Source organism: Pseudomonas sp. YuFO8, assembly GCF_035065025.1.
GTDB classification, from domain to species: Bacteria; Pseudomonadota; Gammaproteobacteria; order Pseudomonadales; family Pseudomonadaceae; genus Aquipseudomonas; species Aquipseudomonas putida_AE.
Genome location: NZ_JAXDEQ010000058.1, coordinates 11,749 through 33,464 on the forward strand (window position 1 = coordinate 11,749; position 21,716 = coordinate 33,464).

17 protein-coding genes are annotated in these 21,716 nt (G+C 62.3%); 13 read left to right on the top strand and 4 right to left on the bottom strand.

The genetic code is table 11. The features are described 5' to 3' along the window. Positions 1–35: 35 nt before the first annotated feature. The 4 genes from SOP95_RS29390 (at position 36) to SOP95_RS29405 (ending at position 6,098) form a co-directional block, all read left to right on the top strand. Complete coding sequence (locus SOP95_RS29390; RefSeq protein WP_323609237.1) at positions 36–1,862, top strand: DUF1302 domain-containing protein; 1,827 nt, start codon at positions 36–38, stop codon at positions 1,860–1,862. An 11-nt stretch (positions 1,863–1,873) separates the two neighbouring features. Then, the gene (locus tag SOP95_RS29395) at positions 1,874–3,211 is read left to right on the top strand and encodes a DUF1329 domain-containing protein (protein ID WP_323609238.1); all 1,338 of its coding nucleotides are present in this window, start codon (positions 1,874–1,876) and stop codon (positions 3,209–3,211) included. 155 nt (positions 3,212–3,366) lie between these two features. Beyond that, on the top strand, positions 3,367–4,716 hold the full coding sequence (locus tag SOP95_RS29400) for a DUF1254 domain-containing protein (RefSeq protein WP_323609239.1): 1,350 nt from the start codon (positions 3,367–3,369) through the stop codon (positions 4,714–4,716). Continuing rightward, positions 4,713–6,098 carry a DUF1254 domain-containing protein gene (locus SOP95_RS29405; RefSeq protein WP_323609241.1) on the top strand — a complete coding sequence of 462 codons (1,386 nt, stop codon included), beginning with the start codon at positions 4,713–4,715 and terminating at the stop codon, positions 6,096–6,098. The genes SOP95_RS29400 and SOP95_RS29405 overlap by 4 nt, the downstream gene beginning before the upstream one ends. Positions 6,099–6,202: 104 nt before the next feature. Here SOP95_RS29405 and SOP95_RS29410 read toward each other — a convergent pair whose 3' ends face one another. Beyond that, a complete protein-coding gene (locus SOP95_RS29410; RefSeq protein ID WP_274076871.1) occupies positions 6,203–8,176 on the bottom strand; it encodes an alkyl/aryl-sulfatase in 1,974 nt (657 codons plus the stop codon). Between the two features lie 137 nt (positions 8,177–8,313). Here SOP95_RS29410 and SOP95_RS29415 point away from each other — a divergent pair, with 137 nt between their 5' ends. The 7 genes from SOP95_RS29415 (at position 8,314) to SOP95_RS29445 (ending at position 14,786) form a co-directional block, all read left to right on the top strand. Continuing rightward, a complete protein-coding gene (locus SOP95_RS29415) occupies positions 8,314–8,982 on the top strand; it encodes an ABC transporter ATP-binding protein (protein WP_274076872.1) in 669 nt (222 codons plus the stop codon). 1 nt (position 8,983) lies between these two features. Beyond that, on the top strand, positions 8,984–11,455 hold the full coding sequence (locus SOP95_RS29420) for an ABC transporter permease (RefSeq protein WP_323609243.1): 2,472 nt from the start codon (positions 8,984–8,986) through the stop codon (positions 11,453–11,455). Next, positions 11,445–12,518 carry a lipocalin-like domain-containing protein gene (locus tag SOP95_RS29425; protein ID WP_323609244.1) on the top strand — a complete coding sequence of 358 codons (1,074 nt, stop codon included), beginning with the start codon at positions 11,445–11,447 and terminating at the stop codon, positions 12,516–12,518. Before SOP95_RS29420 ends, SOP95_RS29425 begins: the two co-directional genes overlap by 11 nt. Positions 12,519–12,633: 115 nt before the next feature. Continuing rightward, positions 12,634–12,876, top strand: coding sequence for a hypothetical protein (locus SOP95_RS29430; RefSeq protein ID WP_323609245.1), 243 nt, complete (start codon positions 12,634–12,636; stop codon positions 12,874–12,876). A 10-nt stretch (positions 12,877–12,886) separates the two neighbouring features. Continuing rightward, positions 12,887–13,054: a hypothetical protein gene (locus tag SOP95_RS29435; protein WP_274076876.1), complete on the top strand. Its 168-nt coding sequence runs from the start codon at positions 12,887–12,889 to the stop codon at positions 13,052–13,054. Between the two features lie 86 nt (positions 13,055–13,140). Next, positions 13,141–13,722 (top strand): hypothetical protein, encoded by a 582-nt coding sequence (locus tag SOP95_RS29440; RefSeq protein ID WP_323609246.1) that lies wholly within the window; start codon positions 13,141–13,143, stop codon positions 13,720–13,722. A 386-nt stretch (positions 13,723–14,108) separates the two neighbouring features. Beyond that, a complete protein-coding gene (locus SOP95_RS29445) occupies positions 14,109–14,786 on the top strand; it encodes a type 1 glutamine amidotransferase domain-containing protein (protein ID WP_274076878.1) in 678 nt (225 codons plus the stop codon). A 102-nt stretch (positions 14,787–14,888) separates the two neighbouring features. On the opposite strand, the gene hglS is transcribed toward SOP95_RS29445, so the two are convergent. The 3 genes from hglS to SOP95_RS29460 all read right to left on the bottom strand — a co-directional run bounded on the left by hglS (position 14,889) and on the right by SOP95_RS29460 (position 18,810). Next, positions 14,889–16,268, bottom strand: coding sequence for a 2-oxoadipate dioxygenase/decarboxylase HglS (gene hglS / locus SOP95_RS29450; protein ID WP_323609248.1), 1,380 nt, complete (start codon positions 16,266–16,268; stop codon positions 14,889–14,891). Positions 16,269–16,379: 111 nt separating this feature from the next. Continuing rightward, positions 16,380–17,336: an alpha/beta fold hydrolase gene (locus SOP95_RS29455; protein ID WP_274076880.1), complete on the bottom strand. Its 957-nt coding sequence runs from the start codon at positions 17,334–17,336 to the stop codon at positions 16,380–16,382. A 22-nt stretch (positions 17,337–17,358) separates the two neighbouring features. Further along, entirely contained in the window at positions 17,359–18,810 is a 1,452-nt protein-coding gene (locus SOP95_RS29460; RefSeq protein ID WP_323609249.1) for a flavin-containing monooxygenase, read from the bottom strand. Positions 18,811–19,002: 192 nt separating this feature from the next. Between SOP95_RS29460 and SOP95_RS29465 the strand changes: the two genes are divergently transcribed. Together SOP95_RS29465 and SOP95_RS29470 are read left to right on the top strand one after the other, a co-directional pair. After that, on the top strand, positions 19,003–20,076 hold the full coding sequence (locus tag SOP95_RS29465) for a diguanylate cyclase (protein ID WP_274076883.1): 1,074 nt from the start codon (positions 19,003–19,005) through the stop codon (positions 20,074–20,076). 153 nt (positions 20,077–20,229) lie between these two features. After that, on the top strand, positions 20,230–21,465 hold the full coding sequence (locus SOP95_RS29470; protein ID WP_323609250.1) for a M20/M25/M40 family metallo-hydrolase: 1,236 nt from the start codon (positions 20,230–20,232) through the stop codon (positions 21,463–21,465). The last annotated feature ends 251 nt before the right edge of the window (positions 21,466–21,716 follow it).

The window sequence follows — 21,716 nt, forward strand, 5'->3', positions numbered from 1 at the left end:
TGACCAGGCTGAGTAATCCTGACCGGAGCCTAATAATGATAAGAAAACGCTCGGCCACAGCCACAGTCCGCCAACGACTGAACCGGCCTGGCCACCCCCGCCCGCAACCCCTTGCGCTGGCTATCCTTGCCGTACTGGCGGGGCCTGCATCCGCGACCACCTTCGAGATCAACGAAGACTGGAGCCTGTCGACCAAGACTGCCTTGAGCCTGGGCAGCAGCTGGTCGACGCAAAACCCCGACAAGAGCCTCATGACCCGCGCCAACGCCTTTCAGGCCCAGGGGGTGCAGGCCAACGGCACCAGCGTCAGCGCCGACGATAACCGGCTGAACTTCGAGAAGGGCGACCCCATCTCGCAGGTCTTCAAGGGCCTGACCGATTTCAGTCTCGATGGTCAGGGCCAGGGCGCCTTCCTGCGCTTCAAATACTGGTACGACCACGCCTACGAAACCCGCCAGGCGCGGTTCAAGGATTTTGACGATTCAGGTTGGGACGACCTGTCGAAGTTCAAGGGCTTCGAGATGCTCGACGCCTATGTCTGGAAGGACTTCCAGGTGGCCGAACACCCCCTGAGCGTGAAGGTCGGCAACCAGGTGTTGTCCTGGGGCGAGTCGCTGCTGATCCAGAACGGCATCAATGTGATCAACCCGCTGGACATCTCGGCCTTCAACCGCCCCGGGGTGGAAATCAAGGAAGGCCAGTTGCCGGTGGAAATGGTCTCCTTCAGTTTCGGCCTGACCGATACCACCAACCTCGAAGGCTTCTACCAGTACAACTGGAGGCCCAGCGTGCTCGATGGTTGCGGCACGTTTTTCGCTGCCAGCGACGTGATCCAGAAGGGCTGCGGGCCGTTGTACCTGAGCCAGACCCTGACCGACCAGCAGATGCAGGCCGCCGGTTTGTACGCCACCTCCCGGGGCAATGAATCACCGTCGGACAACGGCCAGTTCGGTTTCGCCCTGCGCCAGATGATCCCGGCGCTGAACGATGCCGAAGCGGCGATCTATTTCATCAACTATCACTCGCGGCTGCCGTACTTCACCCTCGACGCGAAGAACATCGGTGCGCGGGGGACATTCCCCGGCGGCATCCAGGCGCCGAGTTATGCGGCGGCGTTTCCGGAGGACATTCGCCTGTACGGCATCAGCCTCAACGGCGTCGAACCGATCAGCGGGATTTCCCTGGCCGGCGAGGTGAGCTATCGGCCGAACATGCCGCTGTCGATCAACGCGCCGGACGTCAATGTCGCGGTGATTTCCGGTGCGGCAGGCAGTTCCTGGGTGGAGTTGCCAGCCGGGTTCAACGTCAACCGAGGCGATCGTTTTGACGCGTGGGAGCGCAAAGGCGTGTGGCAGATGACCGCTTCGGCGACCCAGGCCATCGATAACGTGCTGGGTGCCACGCGCCTGAACCTGTTCGGCGAGGCCGGCGTGGTGCACATCGACGACCTCGGTGATGAGCGCCTGGGTCGCAGCGCCGCGTTCGGTCGCAGCTCGACGCGCAACGGCACACCGTGCAACACCGTGGCCTCGGGCGTGACCAACCAGTACTGCACCGACAAGGGCTTTGCCACCGACTGGTCGTGGGGCTATCGCCTGCGCGCGAGCCTGGAATACAGCGACGTGCTGCCCGGCATCAACCTGATCCCGGCGCTCAACTGGCGGCATGACGTCGAGGGGTATTCCTACGATCCGCAAGGGCCGTTCCAGGAAGGCCAGCAAGCCCTGGGCGTGAGCCTGACTGGCGTCTACATGAACGATTACAGCGTGGAACTGGCCTACAACGCCTTCTTCGGTTCCAACGACTACAGCACCCTCGACGACCGCGACTTCGCTTCCGTCAGCTTCAAGGCAGACTTCTAAGGAGAACCGTTATGCGTATGCAATTGTGCGTGCTGGCCCTGGCCTGCAGCGTCGGCCTGGCCCAGGCCAAAGGCACCGATTCGGCTGCCCTGGGCAAAACCCTGACGCCCATGGGCTCGGAAATGGCGGCCAATGCCGACGGCAGTATTCCAGCCTGGAGCGGTGGCCTGGCGAGCAACGCCGGAACGGTCGACAGCAAGGGCGGCTACAGCGATCCCTACGCCGCCGACAAGCCGTTGTTCACCATCACCGCGCAGAACCTGGCGCAGTACCAGAAGTTTCTCAGCCCCGGGCAAATCGCCTTGTTCAAGCGCTTTCCCGACAGCTACAAGATGAACATCTACCCCAGCCATCGCAGCGCCAACCTGCCCAAGGAAGTGCTGGCGGCGAGCCGCGACAACGTCGCCAGGACCAGCATGGCCGACGGCGGCAATGGCTTGCACGACTATGCGCGGGGCATTCCGTTTCCGCTGCCCACCGAAGGCCTGGAGGTGATGTGGAACCACATGACCCGTTATCGCGGCGGCAGCTACGAGCGCATCAGCAGCGCCGCACTGGTGCGTGAAAACGGCGCCACCAGCTACGTGCGCAACCAGTCGCTGATCAACTTCGCCGACACCGTGGGGGGGCTGGAATCGGGCTCGAACATTCTGTTCATGTTCAAGAGCCGGGTGCTGGAACCGGCGCGCCTGTCCGGTGAAGCGGTGCTGGTGCATGAACCGATCGACCAGGTGGCCGAGCCGCGTTCGGCGTGGCAGTACCTGCCGGGCCAGCGCCGTGTGCGTCGCGCGCCGATGATCGCCTACGACAACAGTGCCCGCTACAGCAACGGCCTGATCACCGCAGACAACATCGACGGCTACAACGGCGCGCCGGATCGTTTCGACTGGAAGCTGGTGGGCAAGCAGGAGCTGTTCATCCCTTACAACAGCTACAAGATCGGCAGCCGTGACCTCAAGTACGACGATGTGATCAAGCCCAACCACGTCAACCAGGACCTGGCCCGCTACGAGAAGCATCGGGTGTGGGTGGTGGAGGCCACGCTCAAGCCGGGCGCCCGGCACATCTACGCCAAGCGCCGGTTCTACGTGGACGAGGACAGTTGGCAGATCGCCCAGTCGGACCAGTACGACAGTCGCGGCGAGCTGTGGCGCAGCGGTGAGCTGCATGCGATCCAGCAGTACGACCACGGCTTCACCTACAACGTGCTGGAAACTTCCTATGACCTGATCTCCGGGCGCTATTACGCCGGTGGCCTGGCCAACGAAGAAACCGAACCGATGCGCGTCGGCTTCGCTGCCAAGACCGACGACTACACCCCGTCGGATCTGCGGCGCTGGGCCAAATAACCCGAAGTCACCGCAAACCCAATGTGGGAGCGGGCTTGCTCGCGAAGAGGGAGTGTCAGTCGACTGCGATGTTGTCTGACACACCGATTTCGCGAGCAAGCCCGCTCCCACAAGGGAATGGTGTTTGCTGTCGTTTATCTGCAAGGAGACCTACCGTGCGCCACTGGATATCCGCACTCGCCCTGGGCGCAAGCCTGGGCACCGTTCACGCTGGGACCCTCGATCAACCGCAGGCCAAGGCGCTGGCGCAGGAGGCTTATGTGTTTGCCTTCGCCACCGTCGAGCACGACAAGGTGCTCAGCGCCATCGCCGCCAAACTGCCGTTCAACCGGCTCTACAGCGAGCCGCGCCTGCTCGGCCCGCAGGACAACAAAGTGGTGTCGCCCAACAACGACACCTTCTATTCCCGCGCCTTGCTCGACCTGCGCGGCGAACCGCAGGTGCTGCAAGTGCCGGCGGTGCAGGGGCGCTACTACAGTTTTCAGTTGATCGACATGCGCACCGACAACCTCGACTACATCGGCACGCGCGCCACCGGCAACCAGGCCGGGCGCTACCTGATCGCGGGGCCGGACTGGCAGGGCGATGTGCCGACCGGTTTCAGCGGCGTGATTCGCTCGCCGAGTCGACTGGTGTTTTTGCTCGGGCGCACCGAAGTCAAGGGCGAGGCCGACCAGCAAGAGGCAGCAAAAGTGCTGACCGGTTATGCCTTGCAGCCGCTTTCAAAAGTGATCGCCGCAAACGCTCCCGAGGTGCTGCCAGCGCTGCAACTGCCGGCTTATCAGGACAGCAAGCAAGGTCCGGCCGCTGCTCTGTTCAATACCTTCAATGCCCTGGCGCCATTGCACCGATGGACCGCCCGCGAACAGGAAAAACTCGCGCGCTTTGCCGCCATCGGCATCGTGCCCGGTGCGGCGTTCGAGGCGCCGGCAGGACTCGGCGCAGCGATCGCCCAAGGCGCCGAAGCCGGCCGCGAACAGGTGCGCGCCGCGTCCAGCCAGCTCTCGGTAGAGCAACAAGGCTGGTTTCGCTCACCGACCAACGTCGGCAAATTCGGTGACGACGACCTGACCCGGGCGGCGGTGGCCTGGCGCTACATCTACGCCAACGATGCCGTGGAAGCGGTGTACCCGATGGCGCTGCACGATGTGCAAGGCCAGGTACTGGACGGCCGCCATGTCTATCGCCTGCATTTCCCGGCCGGGCAATTGCCGCCGGTGAATGCCTTCTGGTCGCTGACCTTGTATGACGGCAAGACCCAGTTGCTCGCAGCCAATGCGATCCAGCGTTACGCCCTGGGCGATCGCAGCCCCGACCTGCGCCATGACGCCGATGGCGGATTGACCCTGCTCCTGCAAACCCACGCACCTGAGGCGGCGCAACAGGGCAACTGGCTACCGACGCCGGAAGGTCCGTTCAATTTGCTGTTGCGCCTGTACCTGCCCAAGGCCGGAGCGCTCGATGGCAGTTATCACTTACCCACCATCGTGAGGGTCGAGCCATGAACGGGATCTTCACCCGTCGCCGTTTGTTGGGCTGCATGGGCGTACTGGGCGGCAGCCTGATGTTGCCACGGGGACTGTTCGCCGCCGATTCCGAGGACCTGCGGGGCATTGCCCGGGAGGCGTGGATCTACGCCTACCCGATGCTCATGCACTACCAGACGCTGGAAAAACAACTGCTAAACCCCGCGGCGCCGGAGTACGTCGGCGGCTTCAATCGCTTCCGTCACTACAGTGAGTTGTACACGCCGAACAACCGCGAAATCGTCACCCCGAACAACGACACGCCTTATTCCTGGGCCTGGCTCGACCTGCGTAGCGAACCGCAGGTGTTGAGCGTGCCGGCGGTCGCCGACAACCGCTACTACGTGCATCAACTGGTCGACCAGTACACCCACAATTTTGCCTATGTCGGCGTGCTCAGCACCGGTCGCGGGGCAGGGGACTACCTGATCGCCGGGCCGGATTGGCAGGGGCCGACACCGGCCGGGATCAAGGCGGTGCTGCGCAGCGAAACCGCGATCGTCATGGTGCTCGGGCGCACCGGGCTGCGAAGCGCCGACGACTTGCCCGAGGTACGCGCGTTGCAACAGCAATATCGATTGCGCGCCTTGCACGAATACACCGGCGGACCCTCGCCCGCTGTGGCGCCGGCGATTGTCTGGCCGGAGTGGGACAGTAAAACCGGGTTGGGACCGGACTTTATCGCGGTGCTCAATCACCTCCTTACGCTGTGCCCGACGCAACCGTCCGAACAGGCTTTGCGCGCACGTTTCGCGCGGATCGGCATCGTGCCCGGCCAGGGTTTTGATCTCTCGGTCTTAGCCGCGGATGAGCGTCAGGCACTGATCGCCGGCATCCAGGATGCCCAGGCGCAACTGCAAGCGGCAGTGGCGCGGGTGCGTAGCACTGTCGGCCTGTTTGGCAACCGCGAGGCGATGCAGGGCAATTACCTCAACCGCGCCGTCGCGGCCCATGTCGGCATCTACGGCAACAGTGTCGAAGAGGCGTTCTACACCGGCACCCGCCAGGACAGTCAGGGGCAGCCATTGCAGGGTGGGCGGCGTTATCGACTGCGTTTCGCGCCGGGGCAACTGCCACCGGCCAGCGAGTTCTGGTCGTTGACATTGTACGACTTGCCGGACCGGCAGTTGGTGGCCAATCCGATCGATCGTTATTGCTTGAGCAGTCGGGATCGCTTGCAGGTGGATGGCGATGGTGGGTTGACGTTGTTGATGCAGACCTCAGCCCCGCAGGAACAGAGCAACTGGTTGCCGACGCCGGCGAGTGGGGCGTTTACCCTGGTCCTGCGGTTGTACGGGCCTGAGCGGCAGGTGATCGAGCAGCAGTGGCAGATGCCTGTGGTTGCAGCGGTTTCTGTGTAATCCGATAGACCGCTTTCGCGAGTAAGCCCGCTCCCACATTGGACCTGTTTCATTCACCGGATCGTGTGTGGGAGCGGGCTTGCTCGCGAAGGGCGCGACGCGGTTTACGGCGTAACGATATTGAACTGCGGCCCAAAGGTGTCAAGGCTGCCCATCAACTCCCCAAGCTTCTTGCCATTCCCTTGCAGCTTGACCAGGCCCTTCTGTATCGCTGTCGGGAAATCCAGCTGCTTGAGGCTGATCTGTTCAAGCGTCGCCTTGCTCATGCTGACCCCGGCATCGGCCTCAGGGTTGAGCCCAGTGCGGTGGGTGAGTACGCCATTGCGCAGGGTCAGGTTGAAGTCCCTGTTCGGTTCTTCGAAGCTCCAGTTCACCGTCATGTCATGGCCGACGGCCTTGTCGCTGTCCAGGCGAATCGCCAGGAAGTCGAAGAACATTTCCGGGGTCATCGCGCGCACCATGTCCACCGACACCGAGGTGCCGGCATGTTGCGGCACGCCATTGCGCAGCTCCATCGCCCCGGTCAGGTACATGTTGCGCCAGGTGGCGTTTTCGCTCTGATAACCCAGTTGCTCCAGGGACTCGGCCTGCGCCTTGCGCGCGTCGCCGTTGTCCGGCTCGCTGAACAGCAACTGATTGCCCAATTGCGCGGCCCAGCGGTAGTCACCCTTTGCCATGGCGGCGCGCATCTTCTCCAGCACGGCCGCGCCGCCACCCATGGCCTCGACGCTGCGCTTGGCTGTCTCCACCGGCGGTAGCGGATTGAGGTTGGCCGGGTTGCCGTCGTAGAACCCCAGGTAGCGCTGGTACACCGCCCGTACGTTGAAACTCAGGGAGCCGTAGTAACCACGGGTGTACCACTTCTGGTCCAGCGTCCCCGGCAATTTCTTGATGGCGTCGGCGACTTCCAGCGGCGTCAGGCCCTGGTTCAGCAGGTGCAGGGTGCGGTCGTTGAGGAAGGCGTACATGTCGCGCTGGTCGGCCAGGAAGGTGCGAATCCGCTCGCCGCCCCAGGTCGGCCAGTTATGCTGGGCGAACAGCACGTCGCTCTTGTCGCCGTAACGTGCCAGGCTGCTGTCCAGGTACTGCGCCCAGGCCTTGGCGTCACGCACTTGCGCACCGCGCGGGGTGAGGATGTTGTGCATCATTTGCGTGGCATTTTCCGCCATGCACAGGGCACGCAACTGTGGCAGGTAGAGGTTCATTTCCGCCGGGGCTTCGGTGCCCGGGGTCAATTGGAACTCCACGTCCAGACCGGCAATGGTGCGGGTTTCCAGTTCTTTTTCGATCAGGTCGGTGGGCGGGATCAGGGTGATGGTGCCACCGCTTGGCGTGCTCTTGCCCAGACCAGCGTCCACCTGGCCTCGTTCGCCACGGGGCAGCAGGCTGCCGAACTGGTATTGCGCCCGGCGGCTCATGGCGTTGCCGGCGAACACGTTCTCGCTCATCACGTGTTCCATGAACCCGGTCGGCGCGAACACCTTGACCTTGCCGGCCTTGACGTCGGCCTCGTCGATCACCCCGCGCACGCCGCCGAAGTGGTCGACGTGGGTGTGGCTGTAGATCACCGCCACCACGGGTTTGCGCGGGCGATTCCGGTAATACAGGTCGAGTGCCGCCTTGGCGGTTTCGGCCATGGTCAGCGGGTCGATGATGATCAGCCCGTCGTCACCTTCGATGATGGTCATGTTGGCCAGATCCAGGCCGCGCACCTGATACAGCCGTGGGCTGACTTCGAACAACCCGGCATGGGCACTGAGCTGGGCCAGGCGCCAGAGGCTCGGGTTGACCGAGTCGGGGGCCTGGTCCTTGAGCAGGAAGTCATAGGCCTGGACGTCCCAGATGACCTTGCCGGCCGCGTCCTTGACCTGGCCCTTGAACGGCGCGATCAAGCCCTTGCCGGCCGACTCGAAATCAGTGCGATCGCTGAAGGGCAGTTGTTGCAGCACGGCGCTGTTGCTGGCGGCAGTCTGCGCGCTGGCCGCCACAGGTGCATCGGCGGCATAAACCGATTGCGCGAGGCACGCAGTGATCAGGCAGGCCAACAGGCCGCGGGGGCTCAAAGTGAAACGAGGCATGGCGTCTCCGTTTTTTATCGTTATGGTTAGACCAGCTTCGAGGGTAGGGCGGTGGCCGGGCAGTGCCACAATCGGTAACGGACAAAAACCATTCCGGGCCGCTATCCTTGGCCCACGCTCATAGAACGGGTTCTCCCATGCTTGAAGTCCAGGGTGTCTTCAAAAGCTACGCCACCCCGCAAGGGCCCTTGCCGGTGTTGCAGGGTGTCGACCTGACCCTCAAACCCGGCAGCAGCTTGGCGTTGATGGGCGAGTCGGGCAGTGGCAAAAGCACCTTGCTGCACCTGATCGCCGGGCTGGACAAGGTCGATCGCGGCAGCATCCGCAGCGGTGAACACCGGCTGGAGCAGATGAACGAAGGGCAACTGGCGAGCTGGCGACGCAGCGAAATCGGCCTGGTGTTCCAGCAGTTCAACCTGATCGGCAGCTTGCGGGTGGAGGACAACCTGGCGTTTCAGGCGCGCCTTGCCGGCCGCCATGATCCGCGCTGGCAGGCGCATCTGGTACAGCGCCTGGGCTTGGGCGATTTGCTGCGGCGCTATCCCGAACAGCTCTCCGGCGGCCAGCAACAACGGGTCGCCTTGGGCCGGGCCCTGGCCTCGCAACCGAAGTTGCTGTTGGCCGACGAGCCCACCGGCAGCCTCGATGAAGGCACCAGCGACGAAGTGCTGAAGTTACTGCTGGAGCTGCTCGACGACAGTCCGACGACCCTGCTGATGGTCACTCACAGCCCCAGCGTGGCGGCGCGAATGGCCGAAAAGGTGGTGCTGCACGGCGGTCGGCTGGCGACTGTGGACGAACGCTGAGATGCGCATTTTTCGCGAAACCCTGCGCGCGCTGCTCAGTCATTGGCGACAGCACCCGGTGCAGTTTTTCAGCGTGCTGACCGGGCTGTGGCTGGCCACCAGCCTGCTCACGGGGGTGCAAGCGTTGAACAGCCAGGCGCGGGACAGCTATGCCCGGGCCAGTCAGCTGATCGGCGGCGAACCCCAGGCCAGCCTGAGTGCGCCCGCTGGCGGGACTTTCCCGCAGCAGTGGTTTGTCGACCTGCGCCGCGCCGGTTGGCCGGTGTCGCCGGTGTTGCAGGGCCGGCTGACGCTCAAGGGCCATGAGGACCAGCGCCTGCAACTGATGGGCATCGAGCCCGTTTCGTTGCCGACCGGGTCCGAGGTGGCGGGGCGGGCATTGGCCATCGAGCAGGTTGTCGAGTTTTTCACGGCGCCGGGCAGCACCTGGATTTCACCGCAGACCTTGCAGAGCCTGGGGCTGACGGAAGGGGAGCGGCCGTTGGCCTTGAACGGCCAGGCCCTGCCGCCGCTGCACGCTCAAGCGGATATGGCGCCGGGGGTGTTGCTGGTGGACATCGGGTTTGCCCAGCAGATTCTCGGTTTGCCGGATCAGTTGTCACGTCTGCTGCTGCCCAGGGATTTCACCGCGACGCTGCCCGATCCGTTCAAGGGGCAACTTCAGCTCAAGAGCAGCGGCGAAGAAAACAATCTGGCGCGCCTCACCGAGAGCTTTCACCTGAACCTGGACGCCTTGGGATTCCTGTCGTTCGTGGTCGGTCTGTTTATCGTGCATGCCGCGATAGGGCTGGCGCTGGAACAGCGTCGCGGTTTGCTGCGGACCCTGCGCGCCTGCGGGGTCAGCGCGCGGATGCTGATCACCTGCCTGGCCGTCGAACTGGGGGGACTGGCCCTGATCGGCGGTGTGGCCGGGGTCGTCAGCGGTTATCTGCTGGCCAGCGTGCTGCTGCCGGATGTCGCCGCCAGCCTGCGCGGCTTGTACGGCGCCGAAGTGGCGGGGCAGTTGAGCCTGAGCCCGTTGTGGTGGCTCAGCGGCGTCGGCCTGAGCCTGTTCGGCGCGGCACTCGCCGGTGCCAACAGTCTGTGGCGTGCAGCGCGCTTGCCGTTGCTCGCCCTGGCCGATCCGCAGGCCTGGCATCAGGCCCATGCGCGCTGGTTGCGTCGTCAGGGCTGGGTGGCGGCGCTGGCCTTGGCCATTGCGTTGCTGGCCTTGCTGCGTGGAGATAGCCTGGCCAGCGGTTTTGTGCTCATGGCCGCGTTATTGCTGGGGGCCGCGCTGGCGTTGCCGGTGGTCCTCAATGCCGTGCTCAATGGGCTGACCCACCGCAGTTCTTCGGTGCTCGGCCAGTGGTTCGTCGCCGATTGCCGGCAGCAACTGCCGGCCTTGAGCCTGGCGCTGATGGCGCTATTACTGGCCCTGGCGGCCAACATCGGCGCCGGCAGCATGACCGCCGGTTTCCGCCAGACCTTCAGCAACTGGCTCGAACAACGGCTGACCGCCGTGCTCTACCTCAATCCCCAAAACCCGGCCCAGGCTCGGGAGATGTACGACTGGCTCAAGCAACAACCGCAGCCGACGGCGGTGTTGCCCAACTGGCAGGTCTCGATTCAACTGCAAGGCTGGCCGGCGGATGTCTTTGGCGTGATCGATCACCCGACCTATCGCCAGCACTGGCCGTTGCTTGAAGCCCTGGACGACAAGCCTTGGGATCGCCTGGCAGCGGACGATACGCTGATGCTCAGCGAGCAACTGGCGCGGCGCTTGAAGGTCAAGCTCGGCGATCACCTGACGATCGCCACGCCCAACGGCCCATGGTCGCCGCGCATCGTCGGGGTCTACGCCGACTACGGCAATCCCAAGGGCCACCTGCTGGTCAACGTCGAGCACTTGCTGCGCGGCTGGCCGCAACTGGCGCCGAACCGCTTCAACCTGCGCATCGAGCCGGCATTGATAACGCCGTTCGTGACCGCGCTGCAGGCACGCTTCGCCCTGGAGGACAGTCGCATCGTCGATCAGGCCCGGCTCAAGGGCTGGTCGACGCAAGTGTTCGAGCGCACCTTCGCCGCCACCGCCGCGCTCAATAGCCTGACCCTTTGCGTGGCCGGCGTGGCGCTGTTCATCAGCCTGCTGACGCAAAGCCAGAGCCGTCTCGGGCAACTGGCGCCGCTGTGGGCGCTGGGCGTGACGCGCCGGCAACTGATGCTGCTCAACCTCGGGCAAACCTGGCTGCTGGCGCTGCTGACCCTGGTGCTTGCGTTGCCCTTGGGCATCGCGCTGGCCTGGTGCCTGGACGCGGTGATCAACGTCCAGGCATTCGGTTGGCGCCTGCCGCTGCAGGTGTTTCCCCTGCAATTGCTGCAGTTGATGGCGCTGGCGTTGCTGGCGACCTTGCTGGCGTCGGCGTGGCCGCTGTATTCGCTGTATCGCACGCAACCGGCGGACCTGCTGAGGACCTTTGCCCATGAGGATTAAGCTCGGGCTCTGCCTGGCCGCAGCGCTGCTCGCCGGTTGCGATCAGCCGGCGCCAGATGAAAAGGGCTTCGCCGGCCTCGGCAATCAAGCGGCCGCGTTTACGCCCGTCGTGCCCGGTCGGGTGTTCAGCTTCCCGGCGGATCATGGCCCGCACGACGGTTTTCGCATCGAATGGTGGTACGTCACCGCCAACCTCAAGGATGAGCAGGGCCGCGAATTCGGCGCGCAGTGGACGCTGTTTCGCAGTGCCTTGAAAGCCACGCCCGAGGCGTCCGGTTGGAGCAACCAGACGTTATGGCTGGGCCACGCGGCGGTGACCTCGGCCTCGGTGCATCACGCCGCCGAGCGTTATGCCCGTGGCGGCGTGGGACAGGCCGGGGTGAGCCTGACGCCGTTCAACGCGTGGATCGACGACTGGCGTTTCAGCAGCCAGGCAACGGGCGCCGATCCTTTGGCCGACCTGCTGCTCAGCGCCCGCGACAAGGCGTTCAGCTATCAACTGCGGCTAACCGCGAACCGACCGCTGGTGCTGCAGGGGGACAAGGGGTTCAGTCAGAAATCCGAACAGGGCCAGGCGTCCTATTACTACAGCCAGCCGTTTTTCCAGGCCAGCGGCACCCTGGAGATCGACGGCCAGCGCTTTCAGGTCAGCGGCCCCGCATGGCTCGACCGGGAATGGAGCAGCCAGCCGCTGACCGCCGAACAGAGCGGATGGGACTGGTTTTCCCTGCACCTGGACGGCGGCGAGCAGGTGATGCTCTATCGCATGCGAAAAAACGACGGCGAACCTTACCTGACCGGCACCTGGATCGACGCTCGGGGCCAGACCCAAAAGCTCAATGCGGACGAGATCCGCCTCACTCCACAGGACACCGCCCAGGTGGCCGGGCGTTCGATGCCCGTGCGCTGGTCGATCCAGATCCCCGGCAAACACCTCGACATTGTCATCAGTGCGCTGAATCCCAATGCCTGGATGGATTTGCGTATTCCCTACTGGGAAGGGCCGGTGCGTTTGAGCGGCAGCCATGGCGGGCAGGGGTATCTGGAAATGACCGGTTATTAGAATCAAAAGATCGCAGCCTGCGGCAGCTCCTACATCTTTCGTCTTCTCCCAATCAACCGGAACTCCACGCGGCGTCCACCCCTCTACCGTACGAATGCCTCTGCTGGAGCCCGCCATGCGCGAAGACCTCACACCGCCCGACCTTGACGCGTGGCAGCGCCTGTTCGAAGACGAGGCGTACTGGCAACAGTCTCCCGACTCCTATTACATGGATTTGCAGCGTCTGGCCGACGATCTGTTGGGGCAGGGCGCCATCGATCTCGAACAATGGCAGGCGCTCAAAGCCCGGGCGGAGCACTCCCACAAAGACTCCCCGGCGATCAACGTTGCCCGGGAGCTCGACGATCCCGAAGCCTGAGGAGCACCCCATGAAACCCACCCCTGATAGCGAAAACCCCGACGAGCCACGGCCACCCGGAGAAACCGAGCGCGACAATGACGCCCTGCGCCCCACCGATCCGACCCGGCGCAAGGAAAGCGGCAAAGGGACGACCAGCGGCGAATCCACCGCGCAAGAAACTGCGAAGAATCCCTGATCAGCGTCTATGCTCATCCCTCAAACGGCGTTGAACCTTCGCTTCAACGCCGTTTGTCATCCTCCATCACAGGGAATGTTCTGCCTATGAAACTCAACGCACTGACCAAAGCCATCACCCTCGCCACCTTGCTGTCTGCCGCCAGCTTTAGCGCTGTTGCAGAAGACATTCCGTTGTCCGCCGTTGTGGAAGCTGATCAGATCAGCACCAAAGTCGTTTCGGTCGATGCCGCCAAACATCAAGTGGTGCTTGAAGGGCCGGAAGGTCGTCAGGTCCATGTGCAACTGACCGACAAGGCGAAAAACCTCGACAACCTCAAGGCCGGCGACCAGGTCGACATCAAGGTCACCCGCTCCGTCGCGGCCTACCTCGATACCGACGTCGACAAGGGTTTGCCGGGTAGCTCGGAGCGTGCCGGTGAAGCCCGCAACGCACCCGGGAACGTCCCTGGCGGCGAAGCCTATCGTCAGGTACAAGTCCAGCTGCAAATTACCGACATCGACCTGAAGAAAAACCAGGTGTCCTTCAAAAACCCGCAGGGGCAGACCAAAACCATCACTGTCGAAGATCCGAAAGTTCAAGCCAAGCTCAAGGACCTGAAAGTGGGGCAAAGCGTCTACGTGACATACACCGACGTTCTGCAAGTGACCACCAAAGCCAAAAGTTGATTGTTCTATCTATTGATTGTTCCTGTACAACTTTTGTATAGGAACAATCAACTACTTTGGTCGAACTGGTGGGTTTAAGTTGTTGGTTCCGAATTGTATTTCAGGTGAAATATTATAAAAGTTCGTATCAACAAATTTCATGTTTCAAGCACGGACATATCCATAAACATCAATTAAAATACACCCCGTTCGCCCAGTGTCAGGGTTCTTTACCAGTGCATGGATTGCCGAGGCCATAGCACTGGGCGAACTCTTTTCTCGACAGACGACTGCATTTTCAATCGAATGAAAGGCGCAGTTGTTGCTCTGCAATATTTCCCCCGGGTTTAAACTTGTAACTGATAGTTATCTGTTTGCCTGCAGCCCCGAGATGGAGTGACGACGACATGAAAATCCTGATGGTTTTAACGTCCCACGATCAATTGGGTAACACCGGCAAGAAAACCGGCTTCTGGCTGGAAGAATTCGCTGCACCCTATTACGCCTTCAAGGATGCCGGCGCACAACTGACCCTGGCCTCGCCCAAGGGCGGCCAGCCACCGCTGGACCCGAAAAGCGACGAGCCGGACGCGCAAACCGAGGCCACCGAACGCTTTCGCCAGGACCCTGCGGCGCAATCCGCATTGGCTTCGACCGTCGTGCTGGGTACGGTGAAGGCCGGGGACTTTGATGCGATCTTCTATCCAGGTGGCCATGGACCGCTCTGGGACCTGGCTGAAGACCGTCATTCGATTGCGCTTATCGAAGCCTTCTACAACGCCGGCAAACCGGTCGCCGCCGTCTGCCATGCGCCGGGTGTATTGCGTCATGCCAAAGGCGCCGACGGCCAGCCCCTGGTCAAGGGCAAGCAGGTGACGGGGTTCACCAACAGCGAAGAAGAAGCGGTGCAACTGACCAAGGTCGTGCCGTTCCTGGTGGAGGACGAGCTCCAGGCCAAGGGCGGGATTTTTTCCAAGGGGCCTGATTGGGCGAGCTACGTGCGAACCGATGGGCTGCTGCTGACGGGGCAGAACCCTGCGTCTTCACAGGCCACGGCTGAAGCGCTGTTGGCAAAATTGAAATGAACACTTTGTAGGAGCCGGCTTGCCGGCGAAGGCGTCTTCGAACATTGCGTAAGTCTCGCGGACGCATTCGCCGGCAAGCCGGCTCCTACAGGGGGGTGTTGTTCAATTAACCAACGTGGCAAGACACTGCTCGATCGAGCGCTGTTGGGTTTGTGCGTACAACTGCAGTTCGTCAATGGTCGAACGCCCCAGGGCTTTTTCGAACGCCTGCTGGTTGGAGTGCTCGCCATAGTGGCTTTGCGCGGCATCCCCCAGGTTTGACTGGAAAATCCCCGCCGCACTGACCGGCAGGAAGTCCTCGTACACCAGCGGTTCAACTCGCAGATACCCGCCGCTGACCAGGTCTTCGAGGCTCAAGGTTTTCAGGTCAGCCGCAGCCAGCCCTTTTTCCGTCACAAAGTAGCGAAAGAACGCCAGTTCCTGTTGGCGCATGCCCTCATGGGTGTCAGGAAATTCGCTGAAGTGCTGGGCCATCAATTCGTTGTAGCGGGTGGCGTTGGCTTCGTTGGGGAAGTCCTTGAGTTCGTCCCGGGCGGCATTGAGCAGACGGTCGTACAGCGCCCGGCCCTTGGGTGTCAGGGCCGCGCCGCGTTGTTCGATTTCCCCGAACCGGGCGCTGTGGCTGCCGCGCGTGTCGGATTGATCGGTGAACGCGATCGGCTCGTCCAGTGCCTTGAAACTGGTCTGGCGCAGCAGGATAGGGCACTGACGGCGGGGCGGACCTTCGATCACCGCTTTGGGGGTGATGCCGTGCGCCGGCATTTGCGCCTGGACGATGTCGATGTCCAGGGTGCGCGGCGTCAGGTGATTGATGTGCGGTCCCTTGAACGCCACCACATCGGCAATCAGCCGATGCTGGGCGCTGAGTTGCTGGTATTGCCCGGCGGTGACAGTGGCGCTGTGGTGCCAGCGGAAGGTTTCCAGGGCCTGTTCGACGAACTCGTCGGCCTCTTTTTCGCTCAGGCCTCCCTGGGTTTCGGCGCGGTCGATGAGGGCGAGGGCAGTGGGGGTGAAGATCGAACGCTTGTCCAGCACCGACTGGGCAAAGGCCCGCAGCTCGAGGTCTTCGATCAGCTCCAGGCGCAACAGCGAGGTGAACACCCGGAACGGGCTGACCTGCAGCGACGCCTCATGCACCGCACGGAAAGCGGTGGAATGCACCGGCACCCCGGCCGGGGTCAGGTCGTAATAACCCACCGGCTGCATGCCCATGACCGCGAACAGGCGAGCGAGGGTGGCCAGTTCAGCGGCGGTGCCGACCCGGATGGCCCCGTGGCGCTCAAGGTCGAGGCGCTCGATTTCCCCGGTGCTGTTCAGCTGTCGGGCCACTTGCGGGTCGTTGTCCAGCACGTGGCGGTTGGTCTGTTCCACCAGTTCCATCAGCGCGCCGTACAGCGGCACTTCTTCGCGGTACATGTCGGACATCGCTTTGGAAAAGCGTTGGCGGATCAGGTCGGGGCTGACGAAGCTCGGGTGGCTCATGAATACAATTCCTGGCGCGTGGACGTGAAGGATGTGAGAAAAGATCGCAGCCTTCAGCGACGCCGGCAAACGAAGTTTCTGACGAACTTCATTCTGCAAAGGACTGCCAGCTCAGTGCAGTCGTTGATCCTGCGGGCTTTCCGAGCGCAGCGATGCCAAAAACTCCCGATACAGGTGGGCCGAACCGGCAGGCGCTTCGACCATCGGCATGTGCCCGATGCCTTCCCATATTTCCACCCGCAGATCCGCCAGACCTTTGCTCCAGATGGCCACGCTGCTGACATCGATCAAGCGATCCTTGCGCCCCCACAGCAACAGCGCTGGCGCCTTGATCGCCGGCAGTTTCGGTTCCATGGGCGGGCTGGCGCGAAAATCGCGAAAGATTTCTTCCAGTTCGTCGCGCGACTGTTGATAGCGATGGGCGATGGCGTCGAGTACCACGCGCGGCACCCACGGTGGTTCGGCCATGGTCATGCCATAGAAATATTTGAACTCTTCCCGCGAGTGAATCAGGAACGGGTTGTGGCCCTTGGCCAGATGCCGCTCCAGGTCACTGGGTTCCGGCGAGGTCACCCCGGCAGGGTCGAACAGGGCGAGCGAGGCAATGCGTTCCGGATAGTTGGCCGCCAGCCAGGCGGCGATGTAGCCGCCCATCGAGTTGCCGATGACATGCACCTTGTCCACCCCGCAGACGTCGAGCAACTGGATCATCCGCTTGGCCTGCAGCGGGATGTCATAGCCGCCACCGGCCTTGAAGCCGGTTTCGCCATGCCCGGCGATGTCGGGAATGATCACCCGGTAGTTGCCGACAAAGTGCCGGGCAAAACGCAGCCACAGGTTCTTGTCGGCACTGAAGCCGTGCAGCATCAACACATTGCTGGACGCCTCATACGGCCCGCCTTGCCAGGTCGAGACAGTCATCTCGGGGATGGGCACGACGATCTTGTGCAGTTTGTACAACTTGGCCTCGACGGCCACGCTCAAGTCATACAGCCAGTACCCGATGGCCGGGTAGCTCAGCCAGCTCCAGGCGGCGAACACCGCGATAGCGACAACCAGTAAAAGCATCAGGCGCCTTCCTTCTATCTGATCAGGACACGATGTGATCGGCCGGTTTCAGGGTTCGGGTCAAACGGTGAAAGCTGAAACTGAACCCTGGAAACATGGCAATCACATGACCGCTCTTGCTTTGATACCAACTGTGGCAGCCTCCGGACTTCCACACCGTGCGCTGCATTTCTCTATGGATCATTTCAGTGTAGGTACGTTCTGCCTCGGGGCGTACTTCTATGCTGCGCAAACCGCGTGCTTTTAACGTGCGAATGCAATCGAGGATGTAATTCATCTGCGATTCGATGATGAACAGCGCCGATGTATGGCCGATACCGGTGTTCGGGCCGGTGACGATAAACAGGTTGGGAAAGGCCGGCAGGCTGGTGCCGAGGTAAGCCCTGGGGTACTGCGCCCAGACGTCTCTGAGGCGGATGCCGTTTTTTCCGCTGACGGGGTAGGAAATCACCCCGTCGGTGGCGTCGTAACCGGTGGACCACACGATCAGGTCCAGGTCGATGTGCTGGCCGTCCTGCATGACGATGCCGCTTTCATCGATGGCTTTGATGCCCTGTTCGCGGCTGTGCAATGTCACGTTAGGGCGGCCCAGCGCAGGATAAAGCGTACTCGACAGAATCACTCGCTTACAGCCAATGGTGTAGTCCGGTGTCAGTTTTCGCCGCAGTTCGGCGTCCGGCACCTGGCGCTTGAGGAAGCGCAGGGCCTGATGTTGTACCACGCGGATGGCCGGTTTCGAGTATTTGAAGGCAATTACCCGGGTTTCAAATTGCCAGTAGATCAGCCAGCGCAGCAGCTTGTAGGCCGGTTTGAGCCCGAGCAGCCAGCGCTGGAAGCGGCCGAAGGTGCGGTCGGCCCGTGGCAGCACCCAATGCGGCGTGCGCTGGAACACATGCAGCTGCTCGACGTGCGGAGCTATCGCCGGTATCACCTGGGCAGCACTGGCGCCACTGCCGACGATGGCCACGCGCTTTTGTCGGTAATCGTATGAATGATCCCAGTTGTTGGTGTGAAAGCTCTTGCCCTGAAAGCGTTCCCGGCCTTCGAAATGCGGCACCACCGGTTGGCTCAAGGGCCCGGTGGCATTGATCAGGAACTGCGCATGAAAGGTGCCCTTGGCGCTGTGCACCGCCCATTGTTTATGCACGTCGTCCCATTCGACGCGCTCGACATTGGTTTGCAGTTCCACCCGGTCCCGCAGGTCGAAGTGCTCCATCACGTAGCGGGTGTAGCGGTGCAGTTCAGCCTGTTCGGCGAACATCTGCGACCAGCGGTAAGGAGCGAACGACAGCGAATAGAGCGGCGAGGGCACGTCGACCGCGGCGCCCGGGTAGGTGTTCTGGCACCAGGTGCCGCCGAAGAAATCCCTTCGTTCCAGCAGGCGAAAGTCGGTGATGCCGGCCTTGAGCAAATTGACCGCCGCGCACTGGCCGCCAAAACCGCTGCCGATGATCAGTACTTGAAAGGTCTGCATGGGCCTCCTGTTCAGCGTCGTGAATCAATCCTTATCTTCATGTATAGCCGTTTCTGCAGGCGTAACGAATTTGCAGGAGAGGGGAGTTCGCCCCGCCAGCCGGTGATGGCTATTTGACGTTGCCCTGTTAGACTTCGGGCACACCTGCTATCCCGGTGTGAACAGGTTTCGTTCTGTGGTGCAGAGGTCCCAATGGGAAAGAAGGGAGGAAAAGGACTTTCACTGGCCAGGAGGCTCTACACATCGCGCGTCCTCGGCCTGGTATTGGGGCTGATATGCGTGGCTGTGGCGATGTACCCGCTGAACCCGGCAACCTGGGTATGGGGGCTCATGTTGTTCAACGGCCTGCTCTGGCCGCACCTGGCCTATCAATGGGCGCGTCGGCGCGAGAGACCCTACCACGCCGAACACCGCAACCTGCTGGTCGACGCGTTCATGGGCGGCTTCTGGGTCGCCGCGATGCAGTTCAATCCGCTGCCCAGTGCAACGACCATTTCCATGATGGCGATGAACAACGTGGCCATCGGCGGACTGCGTTTTCTGCTGGCGGGCACGGTCGCGCAGGTGCTCGGGATTGGTGTCGGCTGGTTGATCTTCACGCCGCTGTTCATCCCTGAAACATCCCAGCTGCAGCTCTACGCCTGCTTGCCCCTGATGTGTTTTTACCCGCTGGCGCTGGGCCTGATCTGCTTTCGCCAGGCGCATACCCTCGGCCAGCAAAAGCGTGAACTGCTGGCCCTGAGCCGTACCGACAGCCTGACCGGCCTGCTCAATCACGGCGCCTGGAAGGATCAGCTGGAAATCGAGTTCCAGCGCTGCCAACGTCAGCATCAGGGCGGCGCTATCGCGCTGATCGACATCGACCACTTCAAGAGCATCAATGACACCTACGGCCACGTGGCCGGTGACCTCGTGCTGCGCCAGCTGAGCAAGATGCTCAAGCAGAACCTGCGGGCCACCGATGTGGCCGGGCGTTATGGCGGCGACGAGTTCTGCGTGATCCTTCCCGACCTGCCCCTGAACAGCGCTGCCGCGGCCATGGACGCCCTGCGTGACCGCTTCGCAACCCTGGGCTACGAGCAGAACCCGGCCCTGAAAGTCAGCCTGAGCATCGGCCTGGCGGCCTTCAACACCCGCCACAGCGACGCGACCCTGTGGCTCAACGACGCTGACCAGGCGCTGTACGAGGCCAAGACCACGGGGCGAAATCGCGTTATCTGCTGCAGCAATGACCGGCCTCAGCACGAATTGCTCGACTCGGTCTGACCCTCACCGCAATCCCTGTGGGAGCGAGCCTGCTCGCGAGGGGGCCGTAGCATTCAGTATCGATACCCAGGCACATGTGTGTTCCTTTCGGGATGGAGCTGTGCCGCCTGGTCAGGTAGGGTTCCTGTCCCGACACGCATCAAGGATCCGATCATGACGCTAAAACTGTCTCGTTCGCTGCTGGCCGCCAGCCTGGCCCTGGCCCTCGGTACCTTCGCCCCCGGCGTATTCGCCGAGCCTCATGCACAAGTCCTGGCCCACGCCGAGCAATACAAGGGGGAAGCCTTGAAGCTGCTGGAACGGTTGGTGAATATCGACTCCGGTTCCGGCTATGAACCCGGCTTGACCCAGGTCGGCGACATCGCCATCGAAGAGTTGAAAAAGCTCGGCGCGACCATTGAGCGAGTACCCAATACCCCGGACAAAAGCAGCCATGTCATCGCGACCCTCAAAGGTACCGGCAAGGCGAAAATCCTGCTGATGGCGCACATGGACACCGTGTTCAAGCAAGGCTCCGCTGCCGAACGTCCGTTTCATATCAAGGACGGTCGCGCCTACGGGCCGGGCGTGATGGATGACAAGGGCGGCATCGTAGCCGGCATCTATGCCCTGAAAGTGCTGAAAAATATCGATTTCAAGGACTATGCGCAGATCACATTCCTGCTCGACGCCAGCGAAGAAACCGGCTCGGACATCGCCACTGATCTGATCAAGAAAACGGCCAAGGCCCACGACGTAACCCTCAACCTCGAACCCGGTCGCCCGGCGGACGGTCTTGTGGTGTGGCGCAAAGGCAGTGCCACGGCGTTGGTCGAAGTCAAAGGCAAGGCCTCTCATGCCGGTGTTGCGCCGGAACTGGGGCGCAACGCGGCCATGGAAGTGGCGCACCAGATCCTGCAGCTGGGCAAACTGGGCGATGAAGCGAAGAAAACCACCATCAACTTCACCGTGCTCAATGCCGGCGACCGCAAGAACGTGATTCCTGATCAGGCAACGGCCGCGGCGGACGTGCGCGCAGCAGTGCCGGAGGAATTCGACCGGATCGAGAAAGATCTGGCACGGGTTTCCCAGGACAAGCTGATTGCCGATACCGAGGTCACCACGACGCTAAAGCGTGGATTGCCACCGATGCCACAAACCGCCGAATCCGATCGACTGATGGCCATGGCCCAAGGCATCTACGGTGAAATCGGCCGCAAGTTGACGGAGGAGGGCAGCGGAGGCGCGGCTGATGCCAGTCTCTCGGCCAGCGTCGGCACGCCGACGCTGGATGGCTTTGGAATTGTCGGCGGCAATATTCATACGCCAGAGGAATACGCCGAAATCGACAGCGTCGCGCCACGGATCTATTTGCTGTCGCGGATGATTATGGAGTTGGCCAGCAAATAGGCGTCTTCGCGACAGTTGTCGTGCTGGCTTGCCAGCGAAGACGGTGAGTCAGGCGACGGAGGTGTTGGCTGTGCTGGCGTCATCGCTGGCAAGCCAGCTCCTACAGGTTTTTTGGGTGTTGCCGGGATTTGTGCCTGGCGGTGATCCCCTGTAGGAGCTGGCTTGCCAGCGAAGGCGGTGTGTCAGGCGACGGAGGTGTTGGCTGTGCTGGCGTCTCGCTGGCAAGCCAGCTCCTACAGGTTTTTTGGATG

Coding starts and splice junctions, on each gene's coding strand:
- SOP95_RS29390 (WP_323609237.1), top strand. CDS start 36: ATGATAAGAAAACGCTCGGCCACAGCCACAGTCCGCCAACGACTGAAC.
- SOP95_RS29395 (WP_323609238.1), top strand. CDS start 1,874: ATGCGTATGCAATTGTGCGTGCTGGCCCTGGCCTGCAGCGTCGGCCTG.
- SOP95_RS29405 (WP_323609241.1), top strand. CDS start 4,713: ATGAACGGGATCTTCACCCGTCGCCGTTTGTTGGGCTGCATGGGCGTA.
- SOP95_RS29410 (WP_274076871.1), bottom strand. CDS start 8,176: ATGCCTCGTTTCACTTTGAGCCCCCGCGGCCTGTTGGCCTGCCTGATC.
- SOP95_RS29415 (WP_274076872.1), top strand. CDS start 8,314: ATGCTTGAAGTCCAGGGTGTCTTCAAAAGCTACGCCACCCCGCAAGGG.
- SOP95_RS29420 (WP_323609243.1), top strand. CDS start 8,984: ATGCGCATTTTTCGCGAAACCCTGCGCGCGCTGCTCAGTCATTGGCGA.
- SOP95_RS29425 (WP_323609244.1), top strand. CDS start 11,445: ATGAGGATTAAGCTCGGGCTCTGCCTGGCCGCAGCGCTGCTCGCCGGT.
- SOP95_RS29430 (WP_323609245.1), top strand. CDS start 12,634: ATGCGCGAAGACCTCACACCGCCCGACCTTGACGCGTGGCAGCGCCTG.
- SOP95_RS29435 (WP_274076876.1), top strand. CDS start 12,887: ATGAAACCCACCCCTGATAGCGAAAACCCCGACGAGCCACGGCCACCC.
- SOP95_RS29440 (WP_323609246.1), top strand. CDS start 13,141: ATGAAACTCAACGCACTGACCAAAGCCATCACCCTCGCCACCTTGCTG.
- SOP95_RS29445 (WP_274076878.1), top strand. CDS start 14,109: ATGAAAATCCTGATGGTTTTAACGTCCCACGATCAATTGGGTAACACC.
- hglS (WP_323609248.1), bottom strand. CDS start 16,268: ATGAGCCACCCGAGCTTCGTCAGCCCCGACCTGATCCGCCAACGCTTT.
- SOP95_RS29455 (WP_274076880.1), bottom strand. CDS start 17,336: ATGCTTTTACTGGTTGTCGCTATCGCGGTGTTCGCCGCCTGGAGCTGG.
- SOP95_RS29460 (WP_323609249.1), bottom strand. CDS start 18,810: ATGCAGACCTTTCAAGTACTGATCATCGGCAGCGGTTTTGGCGGCCAG.
- SOP95_RS29465 (WP_274076883.1), top strand. CDS start 19,003: ATGGGAAAGAAGGGAGGAAAAGGACTTTCACTGGCCAGGAGGCTCTAC.
- SOP95_RS29470 (WP_323609250.1), top strand. CDS start 20,230: ATGACGCTAAAACTGTCTCGTTCGCTGCTGGCCGCCAGCCTGGCCCTG.